At 74.1% G+C, this 14243-nt stretch carries 15 protein-coding genes; 8 read left to right on the forward strand and 7 right to left on the reverse strand.

Going from position 1 to position 14243, the window contains the following annotated elements; translation table 11 throughout:
- Window positions 1-149: 149 nt before the first annotated feature.
- Window positions 150-1595 (reverse strand): hypothetical protein, encoded by a 1446-nt coding sequence (locus AB0H52_RS17940; protein ID WP_357948642.1) that lies wholly within the window; start codon window positions 1593-1595, stop codon window positions 150-152.
- A 129-nt stretch (window positions 1596-1724) separates the two neighbouring features.
- Here AB0H52_RS17940 and ndhC point away from each other — a divergent pair, with 129 nt between their 5' ends.
- Window positions 1725-2102: an NADH-quinone oxidoreductase subunit A gene (gene ndhC / locus AB0H52_RS17945; RefSeq protein WP_139587019.1), complete on the forward strand. Its 378-nt coding sequence runs from the start codon at window positions 1725-1727 to the stop codon at window positions 2100-2102.
- Window positions 2103-2169: 67 nt separating this feature from the next.
- On the opposite strand, the gene folP is transcribed toward ndhC, so the two are convergent.
- Window positions 2170-3039, reverse strand: coding sequence for a dihydropteroate synthase (folP, locus tag AB0H52_RS17950; RefSeq protein ID WP_151489569.1), 870 nt, complete (start codon window positions 3037-3039; stop codon window positions 2170-2172).
- Window positions 3040-3192: 153 nt separating this feature from the next.
- On the opposite strand from folP, the gene AB0H52_RS17955 reads away from it, so the two are divergent.
- The 4 genes from AB0H52_RS17955 to AB0H52_RS17970 all read left to right on the forward strand — a co-directional run bounded on the left by AB0H52_RS17955 (window position 3193) and on the right by AB0H52_RS17970 (window position 5720).
- The gene (locus AB0H52_RS17955) at window positions 3193-3861 is read left to right on the forward strand and encodes a DivIVA domain-containing protein (protein WP_357948645.1); all 669 of its coding nucleotides are present in this window, start codon (window positions 3193-3195) and stop codon (window positions 3859-3861) included.
- Entirely contained in the window at window positions 3858-4355 is a 498-nt protein-coding gene (locus AB0H52_RS17960; RefSeq protein WP_151489567.1) for an SRPBCC family protein, read from the forward strand. The genes AB0H52_RS17955 and AB0H52_RS17960 overlap by 4 nt, the downstream gene beginning before the upstream one ends.
- Window positions 4356-4501: 146 nt before the next feature.
- A complete protein-coding gene (locus AB0H52_RS17965) occupies window positions 4502-5071 on the forward strand; it encodes a DNA-3-methyladenine glycosylase I (RefSeq protein WP_151489566.1) in 570 nt (189 codons plus the stop codon).
- 25 nt (window positions 5072-5096) lie between these two features.
- Window positions 5097-5720 (forward strand): hypothetical protein, encoded by a 624-nt coding sequence (locus AB0H52_RS17970; RefSeq protein WP_151489565.1) that lies wholly within the window; start codon window positions 5097-5099, stop codon window positions 5718-5720.
- Here AB0H52_RS17970 and AB0H52_RS17975 read toward each other — a convergent pair.
- The 4 genes from AB0H52_RS17975 to AB0H52_RS17990 are packed head-to-tail and all read right to left on the reverse strand — an operon-like array spanning window position 5717 to window position 9946.
- Window positions 5717-6958: a DUF1501 domain-containing protein gene (locus AB0H52_RS17975; protein WP_151489564.1), complete on the reverse strand. Its 1242-nt coding sequence runs from the start codon at window positions 6956-6958 to the stop codon at window positions 5717-5719. The two genes, AB0H52_RS17970 and AB0H52_RS17975, sit on opposite strands and share 4 nt — an antisense overlap.
- 16 nt (window positions 6959-6974) lie before the next feature.
- A complete protein-coding gene (locus tag AB0H52_RS17980) occupies window positions 6975-8273 on the reverse strand; it encodes a DUF1800 domain-containing protein (protein WP_357948650.1) in 1299 nt (432 codons plus the stop codon).
- Window positions 8274-8331: 58 nt separating this feature from the next.
- Window positions 8332-9123, reverse strand: a complete 792-nt coding sequence (locus tag AB0H52_RS17985; RefSeq protein WP_151489562.1) for an enoyl-CoA hydratase-related protein — start codon at window positions 9121-9123, stop codon at window positions 8332-8334.
- 4 nt (window positions 9124-9127) lie between these two features.
- Window positions 9128-9946, reverse strand: coding sequence for a PaaX family transcriptional regulator C-terminal domain-containing protein (locus AB0H52_RS17990; RefSeq protein ID WP_151489561.1), 819 nt, complete (start codon window positions 9944-9946; stop codon window positions 9128-9130).
- Window positions 9947-10136: 190 nt separating this feature from the next.
- Between AB0H52_RS17990 and AB0H52_RS17995 the strand changes: the two genes are divergently transcribed.
- Window positions 10137-10304, forward strand: coding sequence for a DUF3117 domain-containing protein (locus AB0H52_RS17995; protein ID WP_007455245.1), 168 nt, complete (start codon window positions 10137-10139; stop codon window positions 10302-10304).
- 151 nt (window positions 10305-10455) lie between these two features.
- Window positions 10456-11934: a leucyl aminopeptidase family protein gene (locus AB0H52_RS18000; protein ID WP_151489573.1), complete on the forward strand. Its 1479-nt coding sequence runs from the start codon at window positions 10456-10458 to the stop codon at window positions 11932-11934.
- Between the two features lie 6 nt (window positions 11935-11940).
- Here AB0H52_RS18000 and AB0H52_RS18005 read toward each other — a convergent pair whose 3' ends face one another.
- A complete protein-coding gene (locus AB0H52_RS18005) occupies window positions 11941-12591 on the reverse strand; it encodes an O-methyltransferase (RefSeq protein WP_225854397.1) in 651 nt (216 codons plus the stop codon).
- Between the two features lie 220 nt (window positions 12592-12811).
- Here AB0H52_RS18005 and AB0H52_RS18010 point away from each other — a divergent pair, with 220 nt between their 5' ends.
- Window positions 12812-14242, forward strand: a complete 1431-nt coding sequence (locus AB0H52_RS18010; protein WP_357948703.1) for a trypsin-like peptidase domain-containing protein — start codon at window positions 12812-12814, stop codon at window positions 14240-14242.
- Window position 14243: the final 1 nt, after the last annotated feature.

The raw sequence follows: 14243 nt of genomic DNA on the forward strand, positions 1-14243 counted from the left end.
CTGAGAGCCTACGTCGAACAGACCCCCGACCCTCCCCGGAGGTCCGCCGTCTGGGACCGCAATCGGAAGGTAGTTGGGAAGTATTGCGGTGTTTCGCCCGGCACGCCGTAATCCAGATCACCTGGATGTCGCGCGCCGGTCGACGCCCGTCAGTCGGTGGGCGCGGTGCTCGGCTCGGGCGCCGGGTCGCTGAGCCGGCGCCGCAGCGAGGTGGTGGCGAGCGTGAGGGCCAGCACCACCAGCAGCGCGGAGACCGCGATCAGGATGATCGCGGTGCGCTGCACCGAGGACATCCCGCCGTCGTCGGTCGCGGACCCGGCGGCGAGTACGCCCTGCGAGCCGGTCGGTGCGGGCGGCGACACCGGCGTGGCCAGTGCGGCCGCCGCGGTGATTCGGAAGCTCATCTGCACCTGCCGCGTCGGCCCGCTGCGCGGGTCGAGTCTGCCGATGACCGCGCCGGACAGCGGCGCTTCGCGCTGGGCCTGCGGGGTGGCCTCCACCGGCAGTCGCAGTTCCGCGGTCTCGCCCGCCGGCACCGTGCCGGCGTCACACCGCACCCGCGTCGGGTCGACCGCCACGCAGCCGGCCGGTGGGGTCGGCACGCTCACCCCGGGCGGCAGGACCACCTCGATCCCGCCGGCGGCGTCCACCGTGCCGGTGTTGCCCAGCCGGACCCCGAGGGTGCTGGCCGCGCCACTGATGTCGAAGGTCACCTCGTCGGCGGCGAGCGAGATCCCGGGCACCGGCGGGCCGGGCGGGAAGAGCACCGCGAACCCCTGGTTGTCGACCGCCTCGCCGGTCATCCCCGGCGCGTCCGCGGCGACCTGGACGGAGCCGCTGAGCGGCATCTGCTTCCACGCGTCGCCGGTCACCTGCAACCGGACCACGCTGCTGAACCGCGCGCCCGCCTCGGCCATCCAGGCCCCGCACCGGTAGGTGCCGCCACCGACGGCGGTGCATCCCTTCGTCCCGGTGTCGGTGAGGCCGGCGGGCAGGGTGTAGGAGAGCCGCACCCGCTGCGCGGTGGTGCCGGTGTTGGCCACCGTGACGCGCAACGCGGCGGCCGTGCTGGCCGCGTTCCAGTACGCACCGCCGAGGGTGACGTCCTCGGTGGTGACCTGCACGCCGAGCGGGCTCGGCGGCGGCACCGGCGCACCCGGTGCCGGTGGATGGACCGGGGGTACCGGTGGCACCGGAGGCCAGGGGGTGGGCGGGCCGTTCGTGCCGCCCGGCGCGGGGGCGTTGGTCGTCGGCACCGGGGGTACGTCCGGGGTCGTCGGCGGTGCCGCCGGCGTCGTCTCCGGCGGTGGCGCGGTGGTCTCCGGGGCCGGCTCGGTCGGCGGGGTGCCGTCGCCCGGCTCCTCGGTCGGGGTGGGCTCCTCGGCGGGTGTGGTCTCGGGATCCGGATCCGTCTCGGGTTCGCTCACCGGGTCGGTCGCCACCGCAGCCGGGTACGCGTGCGGGACCGCCGCGCTGGCCCATGCCGGTGCCACGGCGAGCGCGGCCAGCAGGCCGAGCGCCAGCGAGGTCGCCAGCAGGGGCGTGGGACGTCGCCCCGCAGCCCGGCGATCGGGCGAAACCTTCACGCGGGCCATCTGTCCTCCGGTGACATGGGTGGGAGTCCAATGTTCGGTAACAGTTGCCCCAGTGCACTAGTCCCATCCGGAAACAAATACGTAACGTGTTTGGGACGGTCGCTCCGGGCGGGCGGTAGGCTCCCGGACGTGACCGGTTACCTGGGCTCGTACGCGACGCTCGGGCTCCTGCTGCTCGCCAGCGTCCTGTTCTTTGTTGTGGCGTTCTCGGCCAACCGGGTGTTACGTCCCGCGCGTCCGGCCGACCCGCCCGGCAAGCGGACCAGCTACGAGTGCGGGCTCGATCCCGTCGGCGCGGACTGGGCGCAGATGCAGATCCGCTACTACGTCTACGCCTATCTGTACGTGCTGTTCGCGGTCGAGGCGGTGTTCCTCTTTCCGTGGGCGGTGGTCTTCGACCGCCCGGGCTTCGGCCTGGTCACGGTGGTGGAGATGGCGGTGTTCGTGGCGGTGCTCGCGCTCGGCATCCTCTACGCCTGGCGTAGGAACATCCTGCGCTGGACCTGACCGCCGCGCCCTCCGGCGATCGTGCCGGACCGTCCGGCCGTTCGCGGTCGGTCACGCCGACGACCGGTCAGGCGAGACCCCGCCGGGTCGCCGCGGGTGGGCGGTCGCCGCGGATCGAGGCGACCATGTCCAGCACCCGCCGGGTGGGCCCGACCTGGTGGGCGCGGAACACCCGGGCTCCCAGCCAGGCGGAGACCGCCGTGGCGGCGAGCGTCCCCTCCAACCGTTCGGTCACCGGCAGGTCGAGCGTCTCGCCGATGAAGTCCTTGTTGGAGAGCGCCACCAGCACCGGCCAGCCGGTCCCGGTCAGCTCGTCCAGCCGACGGGTGATCTCCAGCGAGTGCCGGGTGTTCTTGCCGAAGTCGTGCGCCGGGTCGATGAGGATGCCGTCGGGGCGTACCCCCGCCGCCACCGCGCCCTCGGCGAGCCCGGTCACCGTCGCGACCACGTCGGCCACCACGTCGTCGAACGCGGCCCGGTGCGGGCGGGTCCGCGGGACCAGCCCGCCGGCGTGCGAGCAGACCAGGCCCGCGCCGGTCTGCGCGGCCACCCGAGCCAGCGCCGGGTCGGCACCCGACCAGGTGTCGTTGAGCAGGTCCGCGCCGGCGGCCACGGCCTCCGTCGCCACCTCGGCGCGCCAGGTGTCGATCGAGATCACCACCTCCGGGAACGCGGCCCGGACGGCGGCGATGGTGTCCACCGTGCGCCGGATCTCCTCCGCGACGTCCACCTCGGCGCCCGGGCCGGCCTTCACCCCGCCGATGTCGATGATCGCCGCGCCCTCGTCCACCGCCCGCTCAACCGCGCGCAGCGCGCTGTCGGCGGCGAAGGTGGCACCCCGGTCGAAGAACGAGTCCGGTGTGCGGTTGACGATCGCCATCACCACCAGCTCGTCCGGGGCGAACGTCCGCCCACCCAGCCGCAGCGCCCCGGCCATGCCCGCCTCCTGAGAGTCCGCACCGTCGCCGCCCGCGTCGGCCGGTCCCGACGCTAGCCGGTCGGTCGACCGCAGCGCAGCGCGCCGTCGACCACGACTCGTGATCGGGGTGGTGGGGTCGCTACCGGCCGGCCGCCGTGCCACGATCAGTACATGGGTCAGCTTCTGCTCCTCCTGGTCGTGGCGTTGACCGTCGCGGCGGTGGTGTTCGGCGTGACGGTGCTGGTCAGCGGCCGTGATCCCGGCCTGGTGCCGGTCGAGCCCGATTCGCAGGCCGTGCCGTTGCCAGGCACCCGGCCACTGCGCGAATCCGATGTGGGCGCGGTCCGTTTCGACACCGGGTTGCGCGGGTACCGGATGGCCCAGGTCGACCAGGCGATGCGTCGTGCGGCGTACGACATCGGCTACAAGTCGGAGCTGATCGGGGTGCTGGAGGCGGAGGTCATCGCGTTGCGTGCGGGCCGTACCGCCGACGCGGACGCGCTGCGCCAGGCCCGCGAGCAGTCGGCCAGCGCCGCCGAGCGGTCGACCGACGTGGCCGAGCAGCCGACCGGCGTGGCGACGGACGCGCCACGGGCCGACGGCGCGGCGGCGGTCGGCTCGGCCGGCGCTGTCGAGCAGCCCGACGCCACCTCGTCGCCGGCGGACGCCGACGGCGTGGCACCGGTCGACGACGCCGAGCCCGTGTCGGCGCCGCCGGCTTCGTCCGGCGTGACCGGCCCGGCCGACGCCACCTCCTCGGCGGCGGACGCCGACGGCGTGGCCCCGGCCGACGACGACACCAGCAGGAACGGGGCGGCTGTCCGGTCGGAGTCGGCGTGACCGGCCCGGACGGCACCGACGATCTCCGCGAGGCGGCCCAACCCGGTGCCGGCGAGGTGACCGCCACCGTGATCGTCGACGCCCCGGCCGAGCGGGTCTTCGCGGCGCTGCTCGCCTGGGAGCGGCAGTCCGACTGGATCCCCTTCACCCGGGTACGGGTCGTCGAGGGCGACGGGCGGGAGGGCAGCCGGATCGAGGCCGTGACGTCGCTCGGCCCGGCGGTGCTGCGCGACGAGATGCGCGTGGTCCGGGTCGACGAGCCGTACGAGATCGGTGTGGTGCACTGCGGTCAACTGCTGCGCGGGCCGGGTGTGCTGCGCTGCACCCAACTGGACCGCAACCGCACACAGGTGGTCTGGCACGAGTGGTTCCACCTGCCCGGCGGTCGGGCCGGCCGGTTGGCGTGGCCGGTGCTGTGGCCCGGGTCCAAGGTCAGCCTCACCCAGGCGCTGAAGAGGTTCGCCCGTCTGGTCGAGCAGGGCCGGTTGCCCTGACCACGCCCGGTGCCGGCTGCCAGCCCGGCGCCCGGAACAGGTGCCCGGCGCGGTGCCGCCAGCTCACCGCGGACCGCAGGTCCCGGGCGGCCGACGCGTACTCCGGTGGCAATGGGCTGTCGGTGCGATGGCCTAGCGTGTGCGAGGTGACTGACCTGGTGATCGGCGCCGACGGGCTGGCCCGCTGCGCCTGGGGGGCGAGCACCCCGGACTACGCCGTCTACCACGACACCGAGTGGGGGCGGCCGCTGCGTGGCGACGACGCGCTCTACGAGCGGATGACCCTGGAGGCGTTCCAGTCCGGCCTGTCCTGGCTGACCATCCTGCGTAAGCGCCCGGCGTTCCGGCTGGCCTTCGACGAGTTCCACATCCCGACCGTCGCCGGATACGACGACACCGACGTGACCCGCCTGCTCGCCGACGCCGGCATCGTCCGCAACCGGGCCAAGATCGAGGCGGCGATCGCCAACGCCCGCGCGGCACTGGAGCTGCCCGAGGGCCTGTCCACGCTGCTCTGGTCCTTCGCGCCGGAGCAGCGGCCGGCCCGCCCCGCCTCGTTCGCCGAGCTGGCCCCGATCACCCCGGAGTCGACGGCGATGGCCAAGGCCCTCAAGAAACGGGGCTTCCGGTTCGTCGGTCCCACCACCGCGTACGCGCTCATGCAGGCCACCGGGATGGTCGACGATCACATCGTCGGCTGTCACGTCACCCTCTGACCGCCGACATGATGGGATGGCAGGCATGACGACCGAGACCGCGTACCGGGCCGGCCCGGCCGGCAACGCCGACGGAGCGGGCACCTGGGCGGTGCTGTTGCCCGCCGAGCGGTACGAGGCCGAGCGGCTCGTGCACCACGACACGCTGGAGTTGACCGGGCTGACCGACGTCGGCCGGCCGACGTCGGGTGACCGGGTGGCGGTGCTCGCCGACGCGCCGACCAGGCTGGTGGCGCTCGGCCGGGTCACGGCGCCGGCCCAGCGGCACTCCGAGGACCCGGACGATCCGCAGTCCCCGGTCGAGCCGGGGACGCTCGTCGTCGCGTACACCCGGCGGGCCTTCGACGAGCCGGTGCCGGCCGACCTGCTCACCCTCGACGGGCCGGTCACCGCACTGGACCCGGCGGCCTTCCGGGCGTTGGCCGACCGGCTCGGCCCGCCCCCGGCGCGGCGCACCTGGCTGGTCAGCCTCGACCTGCCGATCGAGGCCGGCACGCCGGCCGAGGCGGTGCGCCTGTTCTGGTCGTACGTGCAGGAGTTGGGCCCTCGCGAGCTGCCCGCGTTCGTGTCACCGTCCGGCGACGAGCTGGCCATGCAGGCGTTCGTGCTGGGCGAGCAGGCCAACCAGGACCCGGAAGAGGACGACTAGAACAGCTTGTCGACGCGTCCCCGCCAGTCGGCGAGCACCGGGCCCGGGTCGGTGTCCAGCACCCGTTCCAGCAGCGTGGCGTAGACGTCCCGGAAGTCGGTGGTGTATTTCAGGTCGCCGTCGTCGAGGTCGGTGAGGCTGGGCGCCTCGCCGTGCCAGCCGCCGTGCACGCCCGCGCCGAGCAGCAGCACGTCCGACGCGGTGCCGTGGTCGGTGCCGTCCGAGGCGTTGGCCCGGACGCGTCGGCCGAACTCGGAGTAGACCGCAACCACCACCTTGCGACCGGCGTCGGTGCGACCCATCCGGTCGGCGAACCCGGTCAACGCCCGGTCCAGCTGCCCCAGCAGGACGGCCTGCAACTGCTTCTCGTCGGCGTGTGTGTCGAAGCCGCCCAGCGACACCGAGAAGACCCGGGTGGACACTCCGGCCTCGACACACTGGGCGACCAGGTCCAGCTGCGCGTCCAGTGGTGTCCGCGCCCCGCCGGTGGCCGTCGCGGGCGCCTGCTCGCCGTCCGGGTCCGCCGTGTCCTGCTCGGCGGAGTCCCGCACCTGGCGGATCATGTCGTCCACCGACCGCAGGTCGGCGAAGCAGGCGGCGGCCCGGGCCCGCGCGGCGGATTCACCCGGCTCGGCCGCTTCGAACGCCTTCAGCGTCTCCGCCGACAGCCCCTTGGCGGCCTTGCGGTCGGCCACCGGCACCGCGGCGCCCGCGCTTCGCGCCCCGGCCAGGAGTGGCGGCAGGGCCGGTTCGAAGGAGACCGCCAGCCGGGGGTCGCCGCCCGCCCCGTCCAGCCAGCGACCCAGCCAGCCGGTGGTGCCCGGCCGGTCCGGCTGCGCGGTGTGCCAGATGTCCATCGACCGGAAGTGGCTGCGGTCCGGCTTCGGGTAGCCGACGCCGCGCACGATCGCCAGCCCGCCCTGGGACCACCGCTGGTGCAGGCCCTCCAGGGCCGGGTTGAGCCCGAAGTCGTCGTCCAGCCGTCGTACCTCGTTGTCCGGGTACGCCAGCTCGGGACGGGCCGCCCGGTAGGCCGGGTCGCCGTACGGGATGACGGTGTTCAGGCCGTCGTTGCCGCCGTACAGGGTGACCAGCACCAGGGTGTGCGACTGCGGGTCGCGGTCGCCGGCGGTGTCCAGCAGGTCCCGCAGGCTGTACGCGCCGGCTCCGGCGGCCAGCGCGCCCGCGCCGACCACTCCGCTGGTGAGCAGGAACCTCCGTCGGGTCAGGGTGTCCATCTCTCGACTCCTCCGCTCAGCTGACGGTGTATTCGGGACTGATCAGGCCGGCGGCCAGCAGCTTGCGGGGCTCGCCGGCCAGCGGGGTGAGCGCGGCCCGGGTGCGGGCACCCCACCCGTCGACGACCAGCAGCCGGGCCAGCGCGTCCGGCCGGCCGGCGGCGGGCGCGGCGGTCAGCCGGGCCAGCACCGCCGGCGCGGTGGCGGCGGCGAGCATCCCGGCCAGCCGGAGCCGGGCCTGCAACGACGAGGTGGTCAGCCAGGCGGCCCCGGCCGGCCAGCCGCCCACGCTGGGTGGGCGCAGCGGCACCTGGTCCAGCGCGTTCAGGCCGCCCAGCAGTTGCTTGCGCTGCTGCTCGGGGAGGGCGGAGGGGCGGATGCCGAGTTGCCGCAGCGCGCCGACCATCCACTCGACCGGCTGCTTGACCAGGGTGCCCCGGGTCTGGGCGAAGGCCGGCGCGGAGAAGATCGCCCGGAGCGTCGTGGTGGTGTCCGTGCCGGCCAGGCCGTCCGGCGCCGGAACGTCGGTGCCGGCGTACCGGAACCAGAGCCGCCCGGCCACGAACGTCGCGGTCGCCGGCTCGGCGGCCAGCAGCCCGGCGTACGCCTCGGCGTCGAACCGGCCGCTGTGCCCGAGGATCGTCTTCTCCCCGGGGTCGTGCCGGCGTGCCTCGAAACGGGCGGTGCCGGTGCCGCGGTCCACCGTCCAGCCGGTCAACGCCCGCGCGCCGGCCTTCACGTCGGCCTCGGTGTAGGTGCCGATGCCGAGCGTGAACAGCTCCATCAGCTCGCGGGCCAGGTTCTCGTTCGGCGCCTTGCGGGTGTTCTTCTGCCCGTCCAACCAGATGATCAGGGCCGGGTCGCGCACCATCGCGGCGACCAGCGGACCGAACGGCCCGCGACCGTGCCGGCGCAGCGTCTCCAACTGGCCCTGCATCACCCGTGCCGACTTGACCTTCTGGGCGCTGGTGGCCCAGTGCCCGTGCCAGAAGAAGACCAACTTCTCGGTCAGCCCGTCCTCGGCGGCCACCATCCGGTCCAGCCACCACTCGGTGACCTGCTGGAGCTGCTTGCGGCGCTCCGCGTTGGCCTTCTGCCGCTGTTCGCGGGTGGACTCCTTGGTCAGCGCGGCGTACGGGTCGGCGGGCAGCGCCGGCGGCGGGGTGGCGGCCGCACCCCGGTCGGCCCGGCCCGGGGCCAGCAGCCGGTCCAGCGTTGCCGCCGCCCCGGCCCGCTCGGCCGCGTCCACCTCGTCGGCGGTCGGCCCGAAGGTGGCCCGGCGCAGCAGGTGCGCCACCGCTTCACGATCGCTCATGGGACCGACGCTAGGCGGGGCGTGTTCGAGGACGGTAAGGCCGAGGTGCGAATCGCGTTCAGTGTCCCTCGAAGACCGGTTTCTGCTTGGCGACGAAGGCGAGGGTGGCCGCCCGGTGGTCATCGGTGGCGCCGCAGATCGACTGTGCCTGCGCCTCGGCCGCCAGGGCGTCGGCGAGGGTGCCGGCATTGGCGATGGAGAGCTGCCGCTTGATCGCCCCGTACGCGACGGTGGGGCCGGCGGCGAGGCGGGCGGCCAGCTCCTGCGCGGCCGGCAGCACCTTCTCGTCGTCGTCCATCAGCCGGTTGAGCAGGCCCAGCCGGCAGGCCTCCTCCGCGCGGACCGGCTCGGCGAGCATCAGCAGCTCCACCGCCTTGGCGTGGCCGACGAGCCGGGGCAGTGTCCAGGAGGCGCCGGTGTCGGCGGCGAGGCCCACCTTGGCGAAGGCCATCAGGAAGCTGGTGCTCGGACCGCCGATGCGGATGTCGGCGAGGAACGCCAGGGAGGCGCCCGCTCCGGCGGCCATGCCGCGGACGGCGGCGACGACCGGCTTGGGCAGGTTGGCCAGCCGGGCGGCGATCGGGTTGTAGTGCGCCCGCACGGTGCCCAGCGGGTCGGCGGAGCTGTTCTCCAGCGTCGACACGTGCTCGCGCAGATCCTGACCGGCGCTGAACGACCCGCCCGCGCCGGCGAGGACGACCGCCCGGCAGGACCGGTCGGTCTCCAGCTCCGCCAGGGCGTCCCGCAGCGCCTCCTTCAGCGCCACGTCGAGCGCGTTCATCGCGTTCGGCCGGTTCAGCGTGAGGGTGACGACGGCGTCGGTCCGGTCGACGAGCAACGGCTCGGTCACGTGTCTAACGACCCTTCTGTCGGACGATGCGGTTGCCGGCGTCGAGGCACTGCTCGACATACCGGTCGGCGGCCGGACGCAGGCGGGCCGCGTGCCGGTCGAAGAAGCTGGCGGCGGCGGTGCCGGGCCAGCGCTCGGGCAGCAGCGCCGGGGGCAGCTGCGGGTCCCGGAACAGGAAGGTACGCCACGCGTGCACCAGCCGGAACCGGGCCGCGTACGCCTCCTCGTCGCTGCTGCGCACGGTGACCGCGGCGAGCAGTGGACGCTGGTCGGCGACGAAGCGTTCGTAGGCGCGGCCGATCTCGGTGAGGTTCCAGGCCCGCCGGACCACGCCCATCGCCCCGGGTGTGCCGGAGTAGTGCGAGGCGGTGAACCGCTCGAACCGGATGCCGGCCTCGGCGAGCAGCAGGTCGACGTCCTCGGCGGGCCGGGTGGCCACCCAGGTCTGTTCGTCGAGGGTGCCGTAGCCGAGGAAGCTCAGGGTGGCGGCGAGCCGCTGCCGGTCCCGCCGGGAGCCCGGCGCCTCCAGGACGAGCAGATCGAACCGGCCGTCCCAGGTGACCCGGCCGGTTCGGTAGATTCGGGCCGCGGCCTCGTCCAGTCGTCGGGCAGCTTTTGGCGTGATCGAATATCCCGGTCCGGAGGCCAGGCGGAGCGGGTCGAGCCAGCCCTGACGCACCATCCGGGACACGGCGGTGCGAACGGCCGGCGGTGCAATTCCCAACGGCGCCAGTAGCTTGACCAGGGCGGCGACCGGTGCCCGGCCACCTCTCGGTCGGAGGTGGTCGCCGTACAGGTCGAAGAGTGCCGACCGTGCCTGCATGACCGCACATTGTGACAGGCCTTCTCAAGATAAGCTAGATGCTGTTACATCAATGCTGCTCCGGTTTGGGTCCGGCGGTGTTCATCAGGGAAAATCGTTGGTCGACACCCCCGCGACGGTTGCGGGTGGTCGTGACGAAGTGGCTGTGGGGCAACCCACCGACCCTGGTGTAGGTCTGAGGGGAGACAACATGGCGGCGATGAAGCCGCGGACGGGCGACGGTCCGCTGGAAGTCACCAAGGAGGGTCGGGGCATCGTCATGCGGGTCCCGCTGGAGGGCGGTGGCCGGCTCGTCGTCGAGATGACTCCCGACGAGGCCAACGCGCTCGGTGACGCGTTGAAGGCAGCCGCCGGCTGAGTGAGGAGTGCTCCGGGCGGTGTACTCCGCCCGGAACGTTCCCCAGACCCTGAGCCACCGGTATCGCCGGTGGCTCAGGGTCTTCATCGGCGCGGACCGGGCGGCCCGGTCCGCGCCGCTCCGCGACACTTTCCTGGAGGTGCGGTTCCGCGTGCTCGACATCCGACTCGTCACCGAATCCGACCAGCTCGACGTGCTCGTCCTGCCCGTCCGCCCGGCCGGCCAGGCCCCCGGGGGTGCGGAGTCGGCCGAGCCGGTGCCGACCGCCGTGGCACCCCCGGACGGCACCGCCGACGAGGCCGCCGCGCTGACGCCGGTGGCCCGGCTGACCGGTCGGGCCGGCGAGATCCGCACCCAGCTCCGCCCCGGGCGCACCCCCGGGCGTCTGCTGCTGCTCGGCATCGGCGACGGCGACGAGGCGGCCTGGCGGGCCGCCGGCGCGGCTCTGGCCCGCTCCGCCTCCGATGAGACGCACATCACTATCGCGCTTCCGGCCGAGGCGACCCCGGTGACCGTCCGTGGGCTGGCCGAGGGGCTGCTGCTCGCCTCGTACCGGTTCCGGCTCACCGAGGCCGGCGACACGCTCCCCGCACTCGACGGCATCGACCTGCTGCTCACCGACCCGGCCGGGTACGAGGCGACCCTCGCCACGGCCCGGACGACCGCGGCGATGACCCACCTCGCCCGCGACCTGACCAACATGCCCTCCTCGGTGAAGAACCCGCAGTGGTTCGCCGAGCAGGTGGCGACCGCCGCGGCCGACCTCCCCGACCTGCGCCTGCGGGTCCGTGGCCCGGCCGAACTGGCCGCCGAGGGCTTCGGCGGGATCCTCGCCGTGGGCGGCGGCTCGGCGAGCGGCCCCCGCCTGGTCGAACTGGACTGGCACCCGGCCGACGCACGTGCCCACGTGGTGCTGATCGGCAAGGGCATCACCTTCGACACCGGCGGCATCTCGATCAAGCCGGTCCCGGCGATGAAGCTGATGCGCAAGGACATGGCCGGCGCGGCGGCGGTCGTCGCGGCCACCCTCGGCGCCGCCACGCTGCGGCTGCCGGTCCGGGTCACCACGCTGGCCCCGCTCGCCGAGAACATGGTCAGCGGCTCGGCGTTCCGCCCCGGCGACGTCGTGCGGCACTACGGCGGCACGACCAGCGAGACGACCAACTCCGACGCCGAGGGCCGGCTGGTCCTCGCCGACGCGCTGGCGTACGCGGTGCAGCAGCTCAAGCCGGACCTCCTGCTCGATCTGGCCACGCTCACCGGCGCCAACGCCGTGGCCCTGGGCAAGCGCACCGCCGCCCTCTACACCGAGAACGACGACCTGGCCGCCGGCGTGTTGGCGGCGGCCGAGGCGGCCGGCGAGTCGGCGTGGCGGATGCCGCTGCACACCGACTACGTGGAATACCTGGGCAGCGAGGTCGCCGACCTGTACAGCGCGCCCGCCCAGGGTGCCGGGTCGGTGCTGGCGGCGCTCTACCTGCGTGAGTTCACCGGCGAACTACGGGACCGCTGGCTGCACCTGGACATGTCGGCCCCGTCCTGGGCGGACGGCGACCAGGCCGAGGTCAGCCGCGGCGCGACCGGCTGGGGCGTGCGCTGGCTGCTGCGCTGGCTGGCCAGCGTCGACTGACGCCGGTCAGCACTTCACCGCGGCGAGCACCCCGTGCCCGACCGGGAGCAGCGCCGGGATCCAGTGCTCCGACTCCCGGATCGCCTTGATCGTCTCGCGGACGGTCACCGTCTCGGCGTCCCGGGCGGCCGGGTCGGCGATCCGGCCACCGGCCAGCATGCCGTTGAGCGCGAGCACGCCTCCCGGGCGCAGCAGTCGCAGCGCGGCCTCCACGCAGGCGTGGAAGCCGGTCGCCTCGGCGTCCACGAAGACGAGGTCGTACGCGCCGTCGGCGAGCCGGGGGAGCACGTCCAGGGCGCGTCCGGTGATGATCCGGGTGCGGCCCGCGGCGAAGCCCGCCTCGGCGAAGATCCGCCGGGCGATCCGCTGGTGCTCCACCTCCACGTCGATGGTGGTGAGCACCCCGTCGGCGCGCATGCCGCGCAGCAGCCACACACCGCTCACGCCGGTGCCGGTGCCGATCTCCACCACCGCCCGGGCGTTGCCGGCCGCGGCCAGCAGACGCAGCGCCGCGCCAGCGCCGGGGGTGACCGCGTCGAGGCCCACCTCGTGGGCCAGGCTGCGGGCGGTACGCAGGACGAGATCCTCGGTGACGTACGACTCGGCGAACTGCTGAGCCTGGGTCGTCGAATTGCCGGAACCGGCGACCGTGGCGATGGGGCACCTCCGGGGGCGGTGCGTGGTGCGGGGGCGGGTTGGCACTGTGAGCGTAGAGGCGACCGTCGCGCGGCGCAGCCGCGGCTTCCGTCGTACGCGATCACCGGGGGCAACCGCTGACTCCACCGCGCGCATCCGTGCAATCCTGGAGGCGGTATCCCGTCAGCCGCGCCCACACCGGACCGTGGCCGGGCGACGCGGCGCGGGATCCGGGGACGGACTGGGAGGCACCGACGTGACCGACGGCTGGGACTGGCGCCGGGGCGGTGAGACTCCGGCACCGGCGCGACCGCCCGGGGCAGGGGTACCGCCTGCGGGGCCACCAGGCACGCCGGGGGCCGGCAGCGCGCCCGTGGCGTCGCCGGACGGCGTACCGGCGGCAGGGGGCCCGCCACCGGTGGCGGCCGCCCCGTACGCCGGGTCACCGGCACCGGCCGGGTCGACCGCCGGCCCGTCGCCCTGGTGGTCGGACGCTCTCGCCGACCCCTGGCGGGATCCGGCTGCCCCGGTCGCGGTGGTGGTGCCCGCGACGGTGGCGGCCGGCACCGAGCCGGAGCCGGTCAGCGACCCGGACGCACCTGGTCGTCCGATGTTGCGTCACCTGCTGCTCATCCCGGTGATCACCGCCCTGCTGGCAGGTGCCCTCGGCGGTGCGCTCGGTTACGCGTTCGCGGTGCGTGCTGGGGCTGCCGCGACGGTCCTCGGAGCTGAGCCGGCCCAGCCGCCCGCACTGGCCCAGCGCAAACCGGAGTCACTGGCCGGGGTCGCCGAACGTGTCCTGCCCAGCGTGGTCACGGTGCGGGTGAGCAGTCTCGGCGGCACCAGTGAGGGTTCCGGTTTCATCGCCAGCGCCGACGGCCACGTGATCACCAACGACCACGTGCTGGCCGGCGGCAGTGGCAAGGCTTCGGTGATCTTCAACGACGGCAGCACCGCGCCCGCGACCGTGGTCGGTCAGGACCCGGAGTCGGACATCGCGGTGATCAAGGTGAGCCGGACGGGTCTGCGGCCGGTGGAGTTCGGCAACTCCGACGCGCTGGCTGTCGGTGACCCGGTGCTCGCCGTGGGCTCGCCGCTCTCGCTGGCCAACACGGTCACCGCCGGCATCGTGAGCGCCCTCGACCGGACGATGCAGGCCGGCGAGCCGGGTGGGCCGGTGCGCTACTACGCGGCGATCCAGACCGACGCGGCGGTCAACCACGGCAACTCGGGTGGCCCGCTGGTCGACGGCGCCGGGCGGGTGGTCGGGGTGAACTCCACGATCAAGTCGCTGGTCGCCGAGGGCCAGGAGGCCGGCAACATCGGCCTCGCGTTCGCCATCCCGATCAACCAGGCCAAGCGGGTGACCCAGGACATCATCGGCACCGGCAAGGCCCGGCGTACGGTGATCGGCGCCCAGGTGGGCGGGCCGGGGGCGGGTGCCGGCGGCGGCGTACGGCTGGCGGCCGTCGAGCCGTCCGGGCCGGCGGCCGGTGCCGGGCTGCGGGTCGGCGACGTGATCCTCAAGCTCAACGGCCGGCCGATGACCGAACCGACCGACCTGATCGCCCTGGTCCGCAAGTTCGCGCCCGGCTCGGTGGTGACCGTCGAGTTCCGGCGCGGCGCCGACCGGCAGAGCACGTCGGTCACCCTCGCCGCGGATGCGAAGTGAA

It is taken from the genome of Micromonospora sp. NPDC050695 (assembly GCF_040654415.1).
Classification (GTDB): domain Bacteria; phylum Actinomycetota; class Actinomycetes; order Mycobacteriales; family Micromonosporaceae; genus Micromonospora.

Bases quoted from the DNA above. Each gene is read 5' to 3' on its own strand.
- AB0H52_RS17970 (WP_151489565.1), top strand. From the start codon at position 5,097: ATGACGACCGAGACCGCGTACCGGGCCGGCCCGGCCGGCAACGCCGAC.
- AB0H52_RS17990 (WP_151489561.1), bottom strand. From the start codon at position 9,946: ATGCAGGCACGGTCGGCACTCTTCGACCTGTACGGCGACCACCTCCGA.
- AB0H52_RS17955 (WP_357948645.1), top strand. From the start codon at position 3,193: ATGGGTCAGCTTCTGCTCCTCCTGGTCGTGGCGTTGACCGTCGCGGCG.
- AB0H52_RS17995 (WP_007455245.1), top strand. From the start codon at position 10,137: ATGGCGGCGATGAAGCCGCGGACGGGCGACGGTCCGCTGGAAGTCACC.
- folP (WP_151489569.1), bottom strand. From the start codon at position 3,039: ATGGCCGGGGCGCTGCGGCTGGGTGGGCGGACGTTCGCCCCGGACGAG.
- AB0H52_RS17975 (WP_151489564.1), bottom strand. From the start codon at position 6,958: ATGGACACCCTGACCCGACGGAGGTTCCTGCTCACCAGCGGAGTGGTC.
- AB0H52_RS17940 (WP_357948642.1), bottom strand. From the start codon at position 1,595: ATGGCCCGCGTGAAGGTTTCGCCCGATCGCCGGGCTGCGGGGCGACGT.
- AB0H52_RS17980 (WP_357948650.1), bottom strand. From the start codon at position 8,273: ATGAGCGATCGTGAAGCGGTGGCGCACCTGCTGCGCCGGGCCACCTTC.